This window comes from Winogradskyella vidalii (genome assembly GCF_013403955.1).
Lineage (GTDB): Bacteria > Bacteroidota > Bacteroidia > Flavobacteriales > Flavobacteriaceae > Winogradskyella > Winogradskyella vidalii.
Map to the genome: position 1 here is coordinate 1,070,112 of NZ_JABFDG010000001.1, position 15,488 is coordinate 1,085,599.

Consider the following 15,488-nt stretch of genomic DNA (forward strand, 5'->3'; position numbering starts at 1 on the left):
ATGATACAGTTTTTTAAGAGAATAGCAATCCTTTTAAGTATAGTAGTATTAACTTTATTTCTGTTAGATAGTTTATATACCTATATTTATGTGCATCCCCACTATGCAAGATCTAAAGTATCATGGTTAAAAACATTAGATACAGATAGTAAATATGATTACGCAGTGTTCGGGTCATCTCGAGTGCATTTTAATTTTAATCCGATGTTAGTGGAAGAAAAAACGGGGTATAAAGGAATTAATTTAGGTTTTCCTAATAGTAAAAGTTTTGAAATTAAATTAATGGTTAAACTTTTTTTAGAAAAACATCAAGTAAATACAATTTTTATTCAGGTTGATGACCACTATAGTATAGATGGTTTTGATCCTATTGCGATAGTTCCTTTTCTACCATATATTCGAGACCCTCAATTGTTTGAGGATATTCGTTCTGTAAATACTGAAGCATCATTTCTATATTATTTACCGTTTTATAGATATATGAAATATGATGCTAAATTAGGGTTTAGAGAGATAATGATGAGTTTTTATAAAAATAATAAATATGATAATCGTTTAGGGTATCCTTTAGGTAAAGAAAAGCAGATGAGGGAAAGGGAAACTAAATATAAATTTCTACTTGAAGACAAATCTAACCCTCATATTGAAGAAGTGATAACAATTTGTAAAGAAAAAAATATTCAAATTTATTTTTACACCTCGCCTATATATAAAGCGGAAGGGAATTTTGATGTTTTTCATAAAAACTTGCCCAACTATCATGATTTTTCTAATATTTTTGTTAATGCTAAGTTGTTTAGAGATCCATATCATTTGAATATAGAAGGAACTTCCGTTTTTACAGAAGAATTTATAGAAACTTATTTTAAGCCGTGACTTCAGATAAAATGAAACTATTCTATTCTAAACAGCATTACAATAAATCATTTCGAGGCCAAACCTTTCCTTTATTAAAACCTTTTATAAAAAAGGATGGTTTTACTGATCAAGAACGTATGGATATGTATGGTGTTTCCGGGCAAGATGTAATATTTGTAGACGTTATAGAAGAATCAGATGTTGCCATATTAACGATGTCCTGGAATTATTATGTAAAGACCAACCAGCAATCCAAAGCCTTTCAATTTTTTAAGAAAACCCAAGGTCTACAAATACCAACTTGGGTCGTGTTATTAGATGATGTCGGTTTAGATTTTCCTGATTTTCCGCATGTGAAATTATTTAGGCAAAGTGGATATAGGACTAAAGCACCGCAATGGCATGTTGGTCTACCTGTTTTTATATCAGATCCTTTAAAAGAACATTACAATGCCAATACTATATTTGAGCGCCGTTATTCTAAGCACCCAACGATAGGGTTTTGCGGGTATGCCACGTTAAATATTGCTTTAGCACTGAAGACTAAACTTAAAATTGGCTTAAAAAATTTGGGTTATTATCTAAAATTACATTCGCAAGAGCCTGAAATGTTATTAGCGGCTGCTCAATGGCGGTATAAGATTTTAAAACGCTTAGAAGCTTATTCAAATATTAGGACAAATTTTATATATCGAAAAAAATATCGAGCTGGAACACAGAATGCCGAGCAACGCGCTGCATCGACGCAAGAATTTTTTGATAATATAAAAGATTCTGATTATGTGGTATGTGTACGTGGAGCTGGCAATTTTTCTGTACGTTTGTACGAAACTTTAGCAATGGGACGTATTCCTGTTTTTGTGAATACAGATTGTATATTGCCAATGGATGAAATAATAGATTGGAAACAACATGTGGTTTGGGTAGAAGCGGATGAGATCGATGATATAGGTAATATTATATTGCAATTTCATAAAAAATTAGATCAGGAGCGTTTAATTGCTTTGTTTAATAAAAATCGTATGTTGTGGGAGGATAAATTAATGCTTTCCGGTTTTCTTAAGTTTAAAAGTCTTAGCTAGAAATTATACTAAATTTTTTAATTTGAATGCGTTTCTATTTAATTCCTAGCTAATTTTTTTAAGGGTAAAGCTATTGTTTAAGTTATCACCTTATAGAATATAGATTAATGTTATATTTGAAGAGGCATATAAATCTTGTTTTATTTAAAGCGCTCAGACGAGATTAATGTAATAATTGATTTAAAAACGCGCTAAGTCCTTAAATTGATGAAAAGAATTGAATGAAGACCTGTTTTCTTTCTTATAATATTATGCCTACTTCTACAGGCGATTATTTTATTGCATTGAGTAATAAGCTAGCAGAGACTCATAAAGTGTATGTTGTTGCTGGAAAAATTAGAGATGTCAAGGTGAAATTAAATCCAGAAATAATAGTGTTGCAATGGCCATCTCCAAGACCAACAGCTCTAAAAGATTTTTTGTTTTTAATTCGGTTAGTAAGACAATATCAGCCAAATTTAATGATATCGATGTTTAGCTTTGTTAATTTGTTTTTAATTGTTGGTTGGTTATTTCGTGTAAAATTAAGAGTTGCTTGGATTAGAACTATAAGCTCTCACTATACATATAAAAAGTATAAGGTTTTAAGAAAATCGTTTATTTATAGATTAGCAACTAATATTATCACTAATTCAAATGCGACAAAACAAGATGTCAATAGTTTTTTTAAAATTCCTTTATCTAAAATAACAGTGCTTCCCAATTCAGTTATAGATTATAGTACTAAATTGCAAGGTATTGATACTAATCGTAAAAATTTATTGTATGTTGGCAGACTTCACCCAGGAAAAGGAGTTGACGTTTTGATTAAAGCGTTTTCGGAATTAACCATTAGATTTCCTGGTTTTCATTTGGATATTATAGGTAACGGAGATATTTTAAAAGCATTACAAAATCTTGCTAATTCATTAGATGTTTCGGACAAGGTTTCATTTTTGGGTCAAAAGGATAAAGCCTCCGTTTTACGCGCTTATAAAAAATCGTATTGTACTATTATTCCTAGTTATTCTGAAGCATTCGGTTTTACGGTTATTGAGGCTATGAGTACTGGTACTTGTGTTATAGGAGCTAATAATACAGGAATCAAAGAAATTATAGTTCCTGATGAAACAGGACTTTTATTTAAAACAGGAAATTCAGAAGATTTAGCATATAAACTTGAAAAATTAATGGAAAATTTGAGTTATCGCAATAAGTTAGCACAAGCTGGTCACAGCCGCTTTTTAGAACTTTACGAAAACAATTATGCTATAGGTAGGGATGCTAATTTTTTTAATAGTTTAAGTTAATAAGTTAAGAGGGAATGATATTAAAATATAAAATTACTAAATCTATTTGTAGCTTTTTACCACCGATCCTAGCTCAAAAAGTGCGTGATACTTTCTTTTCGATTAAGGAAGGTGAGCAGTTGAATTTGGATTTTAATAAAAAAAGTTTTACGGGGAGTGTTTTTAGTGGTAATACGTCTGATTTTCATGCCTTTAAATTTAGTGTTCATGGTTATTTTGATTGGCGTAATGTTGTGATTTCGGATGAGGTTTTGAAACACAAAAAAGGAGGGAATGTTATTGAAGTAGGTGCAAATATAGGTACAGAAACACTTTCTTTTTGTGATGTTGCAAAAAAATATAAGACTAAAGTTTTCGCATTTGAGCCTTTACCTTCAAATTTAGATTCTATTATTCGGAATAAAACAGAAAATAACCTCGACAATTTGGAACTTTTTAATTGTTTAGTTTCTAATGAGCCAGGAAGGGCATCTTTCAATGTACCTATAGGTAATAATTCTGGTTCTGGATTTATTACAGATTCTAAGAACAACAATAATATTCAAGAATTTGATGTTGTTACTTTGGACGGAAAACTAAAAAAGGAGCTGGTCTCATTGATTTGCGTAGATGTTGAAGGTTTTGAATATCAAGTACTACAAGGAGGTGAAGGTATTATAAAGAGAGATAGTCCCGTTTTGATTTTAGAAGTAAATAAGCGGTTTTTAGAAAAGCGAGGGCATATAAAATTTAAAGCGTTTTGTAATTACCTCAGTGAGTTAAGCTATGATTGTTATTCTATAGATAAGTTAGGGATATCTAAAGTGAATTTTAATAACCATAAATCACGTGCAAATAAAAACTGGATCTGTATTCCAAACGATGATCTATTACTTTTTGATAAAATAAATAGACGCTTACTGATTAGTGCTTTGAACCCTTTAATTTGACTATTTTGAAAGTATAAAACAACTATTTTTTATGAACATTATTTATGCTATTCACCTTCCTTAAATATTTGCAACCTACACATTATTTCCAATTAAGGAAACATAATGGTAATTCAACTTTTCCTAAAGTCGATTTGTTACCAGATGCTGTCTATTCTAAGTTAACTAAGGATTTAGATTATTCAAGCGCTTGGGCGAAGTCGTATGATTTGTCTTGGCAAGCTGTGCAATGTGGTTATATTGGTCAATGTGAAACATACACTGAATTTAAGATAGTTCCCGTTATAGATAATTACAGGTTCGCACGAAAATATTTTAGTTCATTTTGGGTCTTCTATATTTTAATTGTTCGTCTTTTAAGTTTTTATAATCCTATAACAGAGGTTTTTGGCTGGTGGAAGACTCGTAAAGTTTCGCGTAGCAGCTATTTAGAAATCCCATTAGTATATTCAGAATATGATGCTTTTGAGTCCGAGTTGATAAAACAGAGCCCTTTAGTTAGTGTGATTATCCCAACTTTAAATCGCTATCCATATTTAAAGGATGTTTTACAAGATTTGGAGCAACAAGACTACACGCATTTTGAGGTTATTATTATTGATCAATCCACGCCATTTCAATCTGAGTTTTATGCTGATTTTCAATTGGATCTACAAGTGGTGAATCAAAATGAAAAAGCCTTGTGGTTGGCACGTAATCGTGCTGTGAAAATGGCAAAAGGCGACTACATTTTATTGTTTGATGACGATAGTCGTGTTTCTAAAGATTGGATTTGTGAACATCTAAAAGCTTTAGATTATTTTAAAGCAGATTTATCTTCAGGAGTTTCTATTTCTGAGCTAGGTGCGCCCACACCTGCGCATTATTCCTATTTTAAAATTAGTGATCAATTAGATACAGGGAATGTGTTATTAAAAAAGACTATTTTTAAAGCTATCGGTCTATTCGATCGACAATTTGAAAAACAACGAATGGGTGATGGTGAGTTTGGTTTACGCTCGTATTTAGCAGGCTACATAAATATTTCGCATCCTTATGCCAAGCGTTTGCATTTAAAAGTGGGTAGTGGGGGGTTACGGGATATGGGAAGTTGGGATGCGTTTAGAACGAATTCGTTGTTTGAACCGCGTCCAATACCAAGTGTATTGTATTATTTTAGACGCTATTGGGGAAATTCAGCAGTGCGTTGGTCGTTGTTACGTACGGTGCCGTTATCTATTATGCCATATCGTTTTAAAGGATCAAAGTTGATGATGATAGTAGGAGCAGTGGTTTCTATATTTATTTTTCCTTTAGTGGTATTTCAGGTGTTTAAGTCTTGGAGATTGGCTGGTAAGAAATTGGATGAAGGGGCACTTATTGAAAAGTTAGAAGTGGGAAGTGAGAAGTTAGAAGTGGGAAGTGGGAAGTGGGAAGTGAGAAGTTAGAAGTTAGAAGTTAGAAGTTAGAAGTTAGAAGTGGGAAGTGAAAAGTAAAAAGTAAAAAGTAAAAAGTGAAAAGTGAAAAGTGGGGTGAATCCTTCTGGCTTTGATTTCTTTAGGTGAAATCAAATCCGCCATCCTTTAATTTCGACGGTTATTGGTTGGGAGGAGGAGCTTATTAAAAAAAAACATAAGGTCATTGAGAGGACGTAGGACGACGTAATCTGTATATTTTTTGCGGACGCTTTACGGAACTGCCTCGTCCTGCTTCCTCGCAGTGACAAAATAGAAAATACATTGAATAAAAAGATTCTTATAGTTACCTCTGAATTCCCACCGCAACCTGGTGGTATTGGTGATCATGCTTATAATTTGGCTTTATATTTTAGTTTATCCGGATATAAGGTCACTGTGATAGCGGATCAGCGTTCTGAAAACGGAATGGAAGAGTCTGATTTTGATAGCGCTTTACCATTTAAGGTTTTGCGAGTCGGCCTAAGTTCACCTCGATTATCTATGTACTTAAAGCGTCTTCAACTTCTAAGACGTTGCTTAAAGTCTACGGATTTGGTATTGGCCTCAGGGAAATTTTCCTTATGGAGTGTTGGGTTTTTAGGGCACAACGGTCTTTTGCGCTTGGCGGTGGTACATGGATCTGAGGTTAATTTTAGTAAAGTCTTACTAAAAGCTAGTATTAACAAAGCCTTAGATCGTTTTGATAAAATAATTGCCGTATCCCAATTTACAAAATCATTATTGCCCAATACTATTCAACAGAAAACGGTAGTAATACCCAATGGTTTTAATCCTGATAAGTGGGGTATTGAAGATGATAAAAAGGTGCAGCTTAAAGGTTCACCTAGATTAATTACAGTAGGTCAAGTTAGTGAGCGGAAAGGACAACATGAGGTCATCAAACTTTTGCCAAATTTAATACAACATTTTCCAAGCATTAGCTACCACTGTATAGGTATTCCTACAGATCAGGCCTCTTGTGAATTATTAGCAGAATCTTTAGGGGTGGCATCTCATTTACATTTTTACGGTCGTCTAGGCCAGAGCGACTTACAAAACATGTTAAACGCTAGTGATGTTTTTGTAATGTTAAGCACTACTACCGCTAGTGGTGATGTTGAAGGCTTTGGTATCGCTTTGTTAGAAGCTAACGCCTTAGGGGTCCCTACTATAGGAGCCAGTGGATGTGGGATTGAAGATGCCATTTTACCAGGAAAGTCAGGAGAATTGGTAAATTTAGAGGACGCTGAGGGCTTTGTAGAAACACTTAGTACTATTTTAAACCATCGAGAACACTATAAATTGGGCTCAAAACAATGGGCTGCTGCACATCAATGGGATGTTGTTATAAAAAAATATCTGACTGAAATAGCAAATGTTATAAAGTTGTAATTCGTTTAAATATGGTTAGTTTTGCAGCTAATTTATATTATAAGATTTATGATAGGTGCATTATCGAAAAGGCAAGTAATACTATGTGTTTTTGAGGGCCTTGTTATAAAATATATATAAAAGCACATTTTGTGCATTTGGAATGAAGTTAGTCATAATATCACATACAGAGCATTATAAGCACAAGAATGGAAGCATTGTAGGTTGGGGACCTACCATTACTGAAATAAATCATCTCACTGCAATTTTTGAGACTATTGTGCATATTGGTATGTTGTACCCGGGAGATGCTCCCAAGAGTGCGTTGCCTTACACAAGTTCTTCTATACAATTTGTCCCTATTCCAACTGTAGGTGGTTCTGGATTAAGCAATAAATTGAACATTCTAATAGCGGCACCTAAAACCATTAGTTTGGTAAGTAAATACCTGAAAATTTCTGATTATTTTCAGTTACGAACCCCTACAGGAATTGGTGTGTATTTAATTCCTTATCTCAGTTGGTTTCACAGGAGCCAAGGTTGGTATAAATATGCCGGGAACTGGAATCAAAACTCCGCACCTATAGGCTATGCTTTTCAACGTTGGTTTTTAAAAAATCAATCTCGGAAGGTGACTATTAATGGCGAATGGGCAAAGCAGCCTAAGCATTGTATTACTTTTGAAAATCCTTGTTTAACCGATGATGATCTAATTATTGGTGAGCAGGTTACAGCCCATAAGCGCAAGTCAGATTTAATTGATTTTTGTTATGTAGGTCGTTTGGAAACCCCAAAAGGTGTTGGTAGAATTATAGCATCAATAGATCAGTTAGAGGCAAAGGAGCGTGACAAAATAGGGGTTATTCATTTGGTTGGAGATGGTGCTGAACGCTTATATTTTGAACAGCAGGCTAAATTACGTTCGGTGAACTTTAAATTTCATGGGTTTTTGAATCGCGAAAAAGTTTTTGAAATTTACAAGCAGTGTCATGGTTTTTTGATGCCTACTACAGCCTCAGAAGGGTTTCCAAAAGTATTGGCTGAAGCTATGAATTTTGGTTGTGTTCCTATAGTCTCTAGTATATCTTCTATTAATCAATACATTATTACAGGAGAAACTGGATTTGTGTTACCTCAGGTAAATGAACAAGCGCTTGCAGAATGTATAACCAACTTTATAAATATGACTCAAACAGACTATGAGGCTTTGATAGAGAAAGGTCAAGATGTTGTAAAATATTTTACTTTTTCTTACTATAATGAACACATAAAAAAAGCTATTTTAAATTGAAATCATGAGAATAGCAATAAATATTAAACCTTATAAAGATAATTTTGTGCCTCTTCTTTTAGGCCATATTATTTTGGGTATTGTTATATATTTATTTGAATCTTTTGCACGCGTTTATTTTGTAGGGGTTTTCCTTTATTTTATTTGGAACATTATGAACTCTCCCGAACGAGAAAAAACGATGTATGTATTATTAGGCTGTGCTTATATTACTGGTGGCGAGGTGTTTTTAAGGATGGTTAAAGGGTACTTTTTCTACGAAACTGGTAAGTATTTTGTATTATTCATGATGCTCATGGGAATTTTTTATAAGGGTGCTTCTGGTAAATCATATCCTTATTTTATATATCTTATTTTATTAGTTCCAGCAATTATTGTTGCTTCAATTACGTTAACTTATGATGCTAATTTTAGAACAAATGTAACATTTGTACTTGCAGGCCCTGTTACTTTAGGTATTGCTGCTTTATTTTGCTACGATAGAAAGGTCTCGCAGCAACAAATTTTAAAGATATTACAGTATCTTGTTTTACCAATCATATCAATGACTGTTTACCTATTTCTTTATAACCCTTCTATACGAGAGACGATATCAAATACAGCATCTAATCCAGCAACCTCCGGTGGTTTTGGGCCAAATCAAGTTTCTACAGCTTTAGGAATGGGGATGTTTGTAATGGTTGTTCGAATTTATTTGCAATCACCTAGCTTATTTATGCGTATTTTGAATATCTTGATTTTTGCAGCGATTACATTTAGAGCTATTGTAACCTTTAGTCGTGGTGGTGTATTTGCAGCGATTATTGTTGTTTTAGGATTTCTTGGGGTCTTGTTTATAAAGTCTAATTACAAGATGAAAAATCAAATAATAGGCTCTACTATTGTGTTTTTATTTGCAATTAGTGTAACATGGCTTGTAGGCTCCTCTCAGACTGGAGGTATGTTAGATAAGCGTTATGCGAATGAAGATTCATTAGGACGAGAAAAGGGAGATGCGACTACAGGTCGAGGTAAATTATTTATGGAAGAAATGGATGGGTTTTTACAAGATCCTATATTTGGAATTGGTGCTAGTAGGACTAAAAATATCAGAGTAAATACAACAGGTGAACAATTACCCACACATAATGAAGTAGGAAGATTGTTAGGTGAACATGGTATGTTTGGAGTTATTATTTTACTGATTTTAGTTATAAAACCTTTGGCTTACCGTTCATCAAATCCTAGGAGTTACTTTTTTTATGCCTTTTACTTTTTTTGGTTTGCTACGATTAATCATTCCGCGATGCGGATTGCTGCCCCTTCATTATTTTATGCATTGGCGTTATTAAATATTACAGATGTTAAGAAAAAAAATATTATACGTAGGAAACAACTTGTATAACAGTAAAACGAACCCGTCATCAATCCAAGTTATTGGAAAACAACTGGAAAGTATAGGTTTTGAAATGTATTATAGTTCAAGTAGAAATAACAAAGTATTACGCTTGTTAGATATGCTCTATGCTTGCTTTAAGTATAGAAATTCTGTTAGTAACGTTATAATTGATACTTATAGTACAAGTAATTTTTATTTTGCAGTCTTAGTGAGTCAATTGTGTCGGTTATTGAAATTGCCCTATGTTTTAAGTCTAAATGGTGGTAATTTACCTGCGAGATTGCAGAATAATCCTTGGTTGTGTGCAATTACATTTAAACCCGCAAAAGTATTAGTTTCACCATCACTATATCTATTAGATGCTTTTTCAAAACATGGTTATTTAGATGTTGTATATATTCCGAATGCATTAAATTTAAATCATTACAAGTTTAATCTAAGGTCTGTAAATGAGCATATTAATCTGCTTTGGGTACGTTCGTTTTGTAAAATTTATAATCCATGCTTAGCTGTAGACCTATTAAAAGCGATTCAAGACCTTGGATATAATGTTAGTTTATGTATGGTAGGTCCAGATACTGATGGCTCATTAGCAAAGGTTAAGGCTCATGCTAATGCATTAGCTGTTAATGTTAAAACACCAGGCAAATTAACTAAAACTGAGTGGATAGCTCTAGCTGATGATTATAATGTATTTATAAATACTACTAATTTCGATAATATGCCAGTGAGTGTTATAGAAGCAATGGCGTTGGGCTTACCTATAGTTTCTACTAATGTTGGAGGCTTACCTTTTCTAATTGAAGATGGTGTTGATGGTATTTTAGTTCCACCGAATAATCTAAAAGCTTTTGTAGAGGCAATATTAAAATTAGAGTCTCAACCTAAGTCAATAAAAACGATGGTAATTAAAGCCCGTGAAAAAGTAGAACTGTTCGATTGGATGCTCTTAAAAGAGCGTTGGAATAGAGTATTAAGTTGATTATTTATGGCGAAAATTTCTATTAAGTAAAATTATGATTAGGTTAATATCCTAAGTTAATGTTAAAAATCATTCAGACTTCTTATATTTACGCCCTAGTTTTTCCCTAAAATGACTAAAAAGAAAAGTATCCATTTCGAAGTTTCTGAACGTAAAATTCTACTTAGAATTGTAGATTTGGTAATTGCATTTGTAGGTGTCTATGCCTTAAGTTTATACTTTGACTTTGAATATGTTGTTGTTAGTGCAGATAATAATGTGTCTTTAATTTTATTAGGTGTGTATGTTAGCGTTTTTGGGACTATCTTTGAACTCTATGATCTTCAAAAAGCCAGTCGCTTAGATACTACTTTTAAAAATATAGTGATAACAGTTTCTACAGTGGTTCTGTTTTACTTGTTAACACCTATTTTATCACCTGTTCTTCCTGATGAACGTTTACAAATTGTTTACCTCTATTTTACCTTAATTATCTCGATTCTTATTTGGAGGCTTATTTATATATATCTAATTGAATCGCCTCGTTTTTATAAACGCGTATTGTTAGTCGGAGAGATTTCTAATATTGATGTTGTTGTTAAGGCATTAGATACTACAGATCCTAATTATAAAATCATTGGATTTATTAATAGTGAGATTACCATGCCAGATGCTGTAAGATATACAGGATTAAAAGAATTTGAAGCCATTGACTTCCTGCAAACCATTGAAGACGAAAATATATCTGAAGTTTTAGTGGCAAGTTTTAATACCGAAGCTATAACTCCTGAAGTCTATCATAATTTAATGTTGCTTTTAGAGCGTGGATTTAAAATACGAGATTATACGCAGGTATATGAAGAGTTACTACAAAAAGTACCGATTCAGTTTGTAGGTAAAGATTTTTATAAATATTTCCCATTCAGTAGGAGTAATGAAAACAAGTTGTATATCTTTTTTCATCGGACTTTTGATATTGTATTTTCTTTAATTGGCTTATTGGCTGGTGCTCTGCTGTTGCCTTTTATTTTAATCGGTAATTTACTAGGTAATAAAGGGCCTTTATTTTATGTTCAAGAACGTGTAGGTAAAAACAGTAAGAATTTCAGTATTATTAAACTAAGAACCATGATTGTTAATGCGGAAGCTAGTGGTGTTAAATGGGCTCAAAAAAACGATGTTAGAGTTACGGCATTTGGTAAATTTTTACGACGTTCACGATTGGATGAGATTCCACAATTTTATAATGTTTTAAAAGGCGATATGAGTATTATAGGGCCACGACCAGAGCGTCCTTTCTTTGTTAATGAGTTATCGCGTATAATTCCGTTTTATCAAACCCGTCATATTATTAAACCCGGTCTAACAGGTTGGGCACAAGTAAGTACCCGCTATGGCTCTTCAATAGACGACAGTCTTACAAAACTTCAATATGATTTGTATTATATTAAGCACCGAAGTGTTTTTTTAGACTTCAGTATTTCTATAAAAACGTTGAGTACAATTTTGTATTATCGTGGGCAATAGGAATTGCCTTTGAACTGTGAGGTTACTCACTAACTATGAATTTAGAATTTGAAGCTAGATGTTAAGAGCTATATTTGTGCATAAGTAGCAAGCTAAATAAAGTAAGGCTTACTTTTTAAATGGGGAGATTCAAACATCCATTGCCATTCATCGAAATGAAATTTCTAAATTTAATTCAAAGTTGTTTTACTAAACCATTTCACCAAATAAATATACCTTACTAACAGCGCGATAAGCAGTGGAATTAATCCAATAGCGAATACTTGAACACCACCAATCCAATGAAACGTCATTAGCGTAAACATAATGATTAAAAATTTGAGGTAGCGTATAACCCAGCTTTTTACTTGGGGCTTTAATAATTGCACCATTACCAAAAGATTAAGCGGAAAAGCCCACAATAAGTTGTAGTTATTAGCCGTTGCCGAGTGGTCTGTGGCAAACCATAAGAACAGAATAAGCAAACCAATTAGTCCTGTAGTACCAAAAAGTATAAGGTCTAACCACTTGTTTCTAGTGTTATTTTTATAGTCTTTATAAGTTAGAAACAGAATAAATAATCCAATTAATCCTACAATAACTAACGGACTAAAAACAAAATCCATAGATGAATTATTCTCGTTTTTCTCATAAAGGATTGAAGAATTTTCCACTAAAGCTTTTGAGTCATTTAGTGTTGCTGTTTCAAAAAAGTTGTGAATGTAGTACGGTAAAAACATATGCTCTTTCACTGAAGCTTTTCGGTCTATAACAGAACCTAAAGCGATATCAATCCCAAAACTGCCCCAAGTATTTAAGCCAACATGGTCGTGAATAAGACTTCTAAAAGTCTGTTCTTCGAAGTTTTTGGGTGTTTTAAATTCAATTTCTGATGTCGTAGCGATTTGTGCAACATCTCTAATTCGTGTAGCACAATTATCATAGAAAAAATCGTATAAATAACGTCTGTTTTCAGGCTTGTAATTGTTTTCTAAATAGTTGAATAATTTTTGTTTTTCTTCAAGGGTAAGATTTAAAACCTGTTCCTTAATTGTTCGATTAGCATTAGAATAGCCATAATAAATATTCTTAAAGTTATGCCTGCTAATCAGATAGTTTAATTTGCCTTGTGCGAATTTTAAATAAAAATTTGGTGCTTCAAAATCGTATTCGCCATAGCCATATACCACATCGATACCTAAGGTGTTATCTTTTATTCTGAAACCATTATGTCCAAAAGCATCATTTAAGGACTCACCAGGACCAAAGGTTAAAACTGATATGCTTGCATTAGGAGAGAGTTGCGGTTGTTGTGCGAATGTGATTCCTAATATAAAAAGCGTTAAAAAGAGGGTTAGTTTTAATTTCATAGTAACCTAAGAGGTATTGAAGTTAAGTTGTTATCTAAAAACACTAAAATCTATTTTTAATGAAAAGACATTAGAATACAAGGCTGCGCTTTGGTCGCCAATATCAGTGAAGGCATAATCAATGTGAATACCTTTGTATTTAAAACCGACACCAAAATTTGGTTGAAAAGTCACTTGCTCAGAATTATCAATTTGTAATTCATTTTGAAAATTACCAACGCCAGCTCTTAGAAACACTAGTTCAGTATAACCAAATTCAAAACCCAACGCCGGATTAATACTAGCAAAAGAGGATGATATAATATCATTGTTTTCAACGAAACGCATATTCAGGTTTGCTGCTGCCAATAACGAATAATCGTAATTAAATATCCATTTTTTAGACATACCTAGTTGTAATTTTGGGATGGTGATTTCAGTTGTTTCTGGTAATTCTTGGTTTTCGCCTTCAACAGCACCACTAATTTGTTCAAATTTTTCCTCGTTTATTGACCAAGCGTTGTAGGTAGTGGTAATATCTCTAGCCATAATACCAAATTTCCAATTGTTTTTGCTTTCAAATTGAATTCCGGCATCCAATCCAAACCCCCAAGCGGATGCAAAATCACCTATAATTCGTCGTATTATCTTTGCATTAACTCCATAATTTAAGCCATCTAATGGTAATTTTCTAGCATATGAAAATGTTAATCCATAATCTGCTGTAGAAAAAGTGCTTATTCTGTCGTAATTAATGTTGCCTTGGTCGTCTATTAATTGGGTGGTGTCTAATATATCATCTACACCAAATCTAATTAATGAAATGCCTAAGGCACTCTCATCATCTAAAGGCATAGCGTAAGCTAAATAATTGTAATTAGAAATATTAGCAAAATAACTGGAGTGCATTAAGGCGAGTTGGTTTTCTTCAAGATGAACCAGTCCTGCTGGGTTCCAATAACCAGAATTTACATCTGCCGTTTGAGACACCACAGCATTACTCATGCCTAAAGCAGCAGCATCCACACCTATATTCATGAATTCATTTGAATATTTTCTTGTGGTTTGTGCCGAAGCGATAAGTGTTGTAAGCGTTAAGAGAATTAGAAAGCAATTTTTCAACAGCAAAAATTTTTTACAAAGATGCACATTATTTTTCTATCTATTTAACTATAAAAAGGATGTTATTATTGTTTTATGAGTTTAAATAAAATAATCAATTTGAAAAAATTATAAGTTTAGAGAGAAATACTTTTCTATTTTTACAAAAATTATAACTATGAGTTTAAAACGGCATATCCCCAACTTAGTTACCCTTCTGAATTTGTTTTCGGGTTGTATCGCAGTAATTTTTGCAGTTAATGGCAATTTTATCGCGGCAGCTATTTTTGTATTCTTAGGTATATTTTTCGATTTTTTTGATGGCCTTCTAGCACGAAAATTAAATGTACAAAGTCCATTAGGTATTCAGTTAGATTCTTTAGCCGATTTAGTAACTAGTGGTGTAGTGCCCGGTATCATTATGTTTAAGCTTATATCATTAACAGTTGATGCGCCTGATTATGGAGCGTATACCGACAGCTGGAATTCTGTTTTTCATTGGCAAGGATTTAAAATGTCTCTATTACCTCTCATAGGTTTGTTTATTGCATTAGCATCGGCTTATCGTTTAGCAAAATTTAATTTAGATGAAGACCAACAAAGTTACTTTAAGGGATTGCCGGTACCAGCAAATACCTTGGTGATTTTATCATTGCCTTTGATTTTAGAATATCAGAATAGTGATATCATAAATACAATAATTATTAATAAATGGTTTTTAATAGGTCTTACACTTTTAAGCTGTTATTTGTTGAATTCTAGTATTAAATTATTTGCTTTAAAGTTTGATAACTGGGGCTTTAAGGATAATGCAGTGCGTTATATATTTTTAATATTAAGTGTAATTTTATTAATCGTACTTCATTTTGCTGCTATACCACTTGTTATTGGGTTGTATATTCTACTTTCTTTATTAACTCAATCAAAAATTTAATTA

Annotated in this window: 13 protein-coding genes; 11 read left to right on the forward strand and 2 right to left on the reverse strand. The window is 32.8% G+C overall.

What is annotated here, in order from left to right; genetic code table 11:
- The 10 genes from HM982_RS04450 (at position 1) to HM982_RS04495 (ending at position 12,122) form a co-directional block, all read left to right on the forward strand.
- Complete coding sequence (locus HM982_RS04450) at positions 1-876, forward strand: hypothetical protein (protein ID WP_179351905.1); 876 nt, start codon at positions 1-3, stop codon at positions 874-876.
- Positions 877-887: 11 nt separating this feature from the next.
- Complete coding sequence (locus HM982_RS04455; protein ID WP_179351906.1) at positions 888-1,940, forward strand: exostosin domain-containing protein; 1,053 nt, start codon at positions 888-890, stop codon at positions 1,938-1,940.
- 221 nt (positions 1,941-2,161) lie between these two features.
- The gene (locus HM982_RS04460) at positions 2,162-3,229 is read left to right on the forward strand and encodes a glycosyltransferase family 4 protein (RefSeq protein WP_179351907.1); all 1,068 of its coding nucleotides are present in this window, start codon (positions 2,162-2,164) and stop codon (positions 3,227-3,229) included.
- 14 nt (positions 3,230-3,243) lie between these two features.
- On the forward strand, positions 3,244-4,158 hold the full coding sequence (locus HM982_RS04465; RefSeq protein ID WP_179351908.1) for an FkbM family methyltransferase: 915 nt from the start codon (positions 3,244-3,246) through the stop codon (positions 4,156-4,158).
- Between the two features lie 44 nt (positions 4,159-4,202).
- On the forward strand, positions 4,203-5,585 hold the full coding sequence (locus HM982_RS04470) for a glycosyltransferase family 2 protein (RefSeq protein ID WP_179351909.1): 1,383 nt from the start codon (positions 4,203-4,205) through the stop codon (positions 5,583-5,585).
- Positions 5,586-5,876: 291 nt separating this feature from the next.
- Positions 5,877-6,986 (forward strand): glycosyltransferase family 4 protein, encoded by a 1,110-nt coding sequence (locus HM982_RS04475; protein WP_179351910.1) that lies wholly within the window; start codon positions 5,877-5,879, stop codon positions 6,984-6,986.
- Between the two features lie 142 nt (positions 6,987-7,128).
- The gene (locus tag HM982_RS04480) at positions 7,129-8,256 is read left to right on the forward strand and encodes a glycosyltransferase (protein ID WP_179351911.1); all 1,128 of its coding nucleotides are present in this window, start codon (positions 7,129-7,131) and stop codon (positions 8,254-8,256) included.
- Between the two features lie 4 nt (positions 8,257-8,260).
- Positions 8,261-9,640, forward strand: a complete 1,380-nt coding sequence (locus tag HM982_RS04485) for an O-antigen ligase family protein (RefSeq protein WP_179351912.1) — start codon at positions 8,261-8,263, stop codon at positions 9,638-9,640.
- Positions 9,597-10,616, forward strand: a complete 1,020-nt coding sequence (locus HM982_RS04490; protein ID WP_179351913.1) for a glycosyltransferase family 4 protein — start codon at positions 9,597-9,599, stop codon at positions 10,614-10,616. Before HM982_RS04485 ends, HM982_RS04490 begins: the two co-directional genes overlap by 44 nt.
- 111 nt (positions 10,617-10,727) lie before the next feature.
- Positions 10,728-12,122, forward strand: coding sequence for an exopolysaccharide biosynthesis polyprenyl glycosylphosphotransferase (locus HM982_RS04495; RefSeq protein WP_179351914.1), 1,395 nt, complete (start codon positions 10,728-10,730; stop codon positions 12,120-12,122).
- A 170-nt stretch (positions 12,123-12,292) separates the two neighbouring features.
- On the opposite strand, the gene HM982_RS04500 is transcribed toward HM982_RS04495, so the two are convergent.
- Positions 12,293-13,471 carry a lipoprotein N-acyltransferase Lnb domain-containing protein gene (locus HM982_RS04500; RefSeq protein WP_179351915.1) on the reverse strand — a complete coding sequence of 393 codons (1,179 nt, stop codon included), beginning with the start codon at positions 13,469-13,471 and terminating at the stop codon, positions 12,293-12,295.
- A gap of 30 nt (positions 13,472-13,501) precedes the next feature.
- The gene (locus HM982_RS04505) at positions 13,502-14,572 is read right to left on the reverse strand and encodes a putative type IX sorting system protein PorV2 (protein WP_179351916.1); all 1,071 of its coding nucleotides are present in this window, start codon (positions 14,570-14,572) and stop codon (positions 13,502-13,504) included.
- 157 nt (positions 14,573-14,729) lie between these two features.
- Here HM982_RS04505 and HM982_RS04510 point away from each other — a divergent pair, with 157 nt between their 5' ends.
- The gene (locus HM982_RS04510) at positions 14,730-15,485 is read left to right on the forward strand and encodes a CDP-alcohol phosphatidyltransferase family protein (RefSeq protein WP_179351917.1); all 756 of its coding nucleotides are present in this window, start codon (positions 14,730-14,732) and stop codon (positions 15,483-15,485) included.
- Positions 15,486-15,488: the final 3 nt, after the last annotated feature.

Bases quoted from the DNA above. Each gene is read 5' to 3' on its own strand.
- HM982_RS04450 (WP_179351905.1), top strand. From the start codon at position 1: ATGATACAGTTTTTTAAGAGAATAGCAATCCTTTTAAGTATAGTAGTA.
- HM982_RS04455 (WP_179351906.1), top strand. From the start codon at position 888: ATGAAACTATTCTATTCTAAACAGCATTACAATAAATCATTTCGAGGC.
- HM982_RS04460 (WP_179351907.1), top strand. From the start codon at position 2,162: ATGAAGACCTGTTTTCTTTCTTATAATATTATGCCTACTTCTACAGGC.
- HM982_RS04465 (WP_179351908.1), top strand. From the start codon at position 3,244: ATGATATTAAAATATAAAATTACTAAATCTATTTGTAGCTTTTTACCA.
- HM982_RS04470 (WP_179351909.1), top strand. From the start codon at position 4,203: ATGCTATTCACCTTCCTTAAATATTTGCAACCTACACATTATTTCCAA.
- HM982_RS04480 (WP_179351911.1), top strand. From the start codon at position 7,129: ATGAAGTTAGTCATAATATCACATACAGAGCATTATAAGCACAAGAAT.
- HM982_RS04485 (WP_179351912.1), top strand. From the start codon at position 8,261: ATGAGAATAGCAATAAATATTAAACCTTATAAAGATAATTTTGTGCCT.
- HM982_RS04490 (WP_179351913.1), top strand. From the start codon at position 9,597: ATGTTAAGAAAAAAAATATTATACGTAGGAAACAACTTGTATAACAGT.
- HM982_RS04495 (WP_179351914.1), top strand. From the start codon at position 10,728: ATGACTAAAAAGAAAAGTATCCATTTCGAAGTTTCTGAACGTAAAATT.
- HM982_RS04500 (WP_179351915.1), bottom strand. From the start codon at position 13,471: ATGAAATTAAAACTAACCCTCTTTTTAACGCTTTTTATATTAGGAATC.
- HM982_RS04510 (WP_179351917.1), top strand. From the start codon at position 14,730: ATGAGTTTAAAACGGCATATCCCCAACTTAGTTACCCTTCTGAATTTG.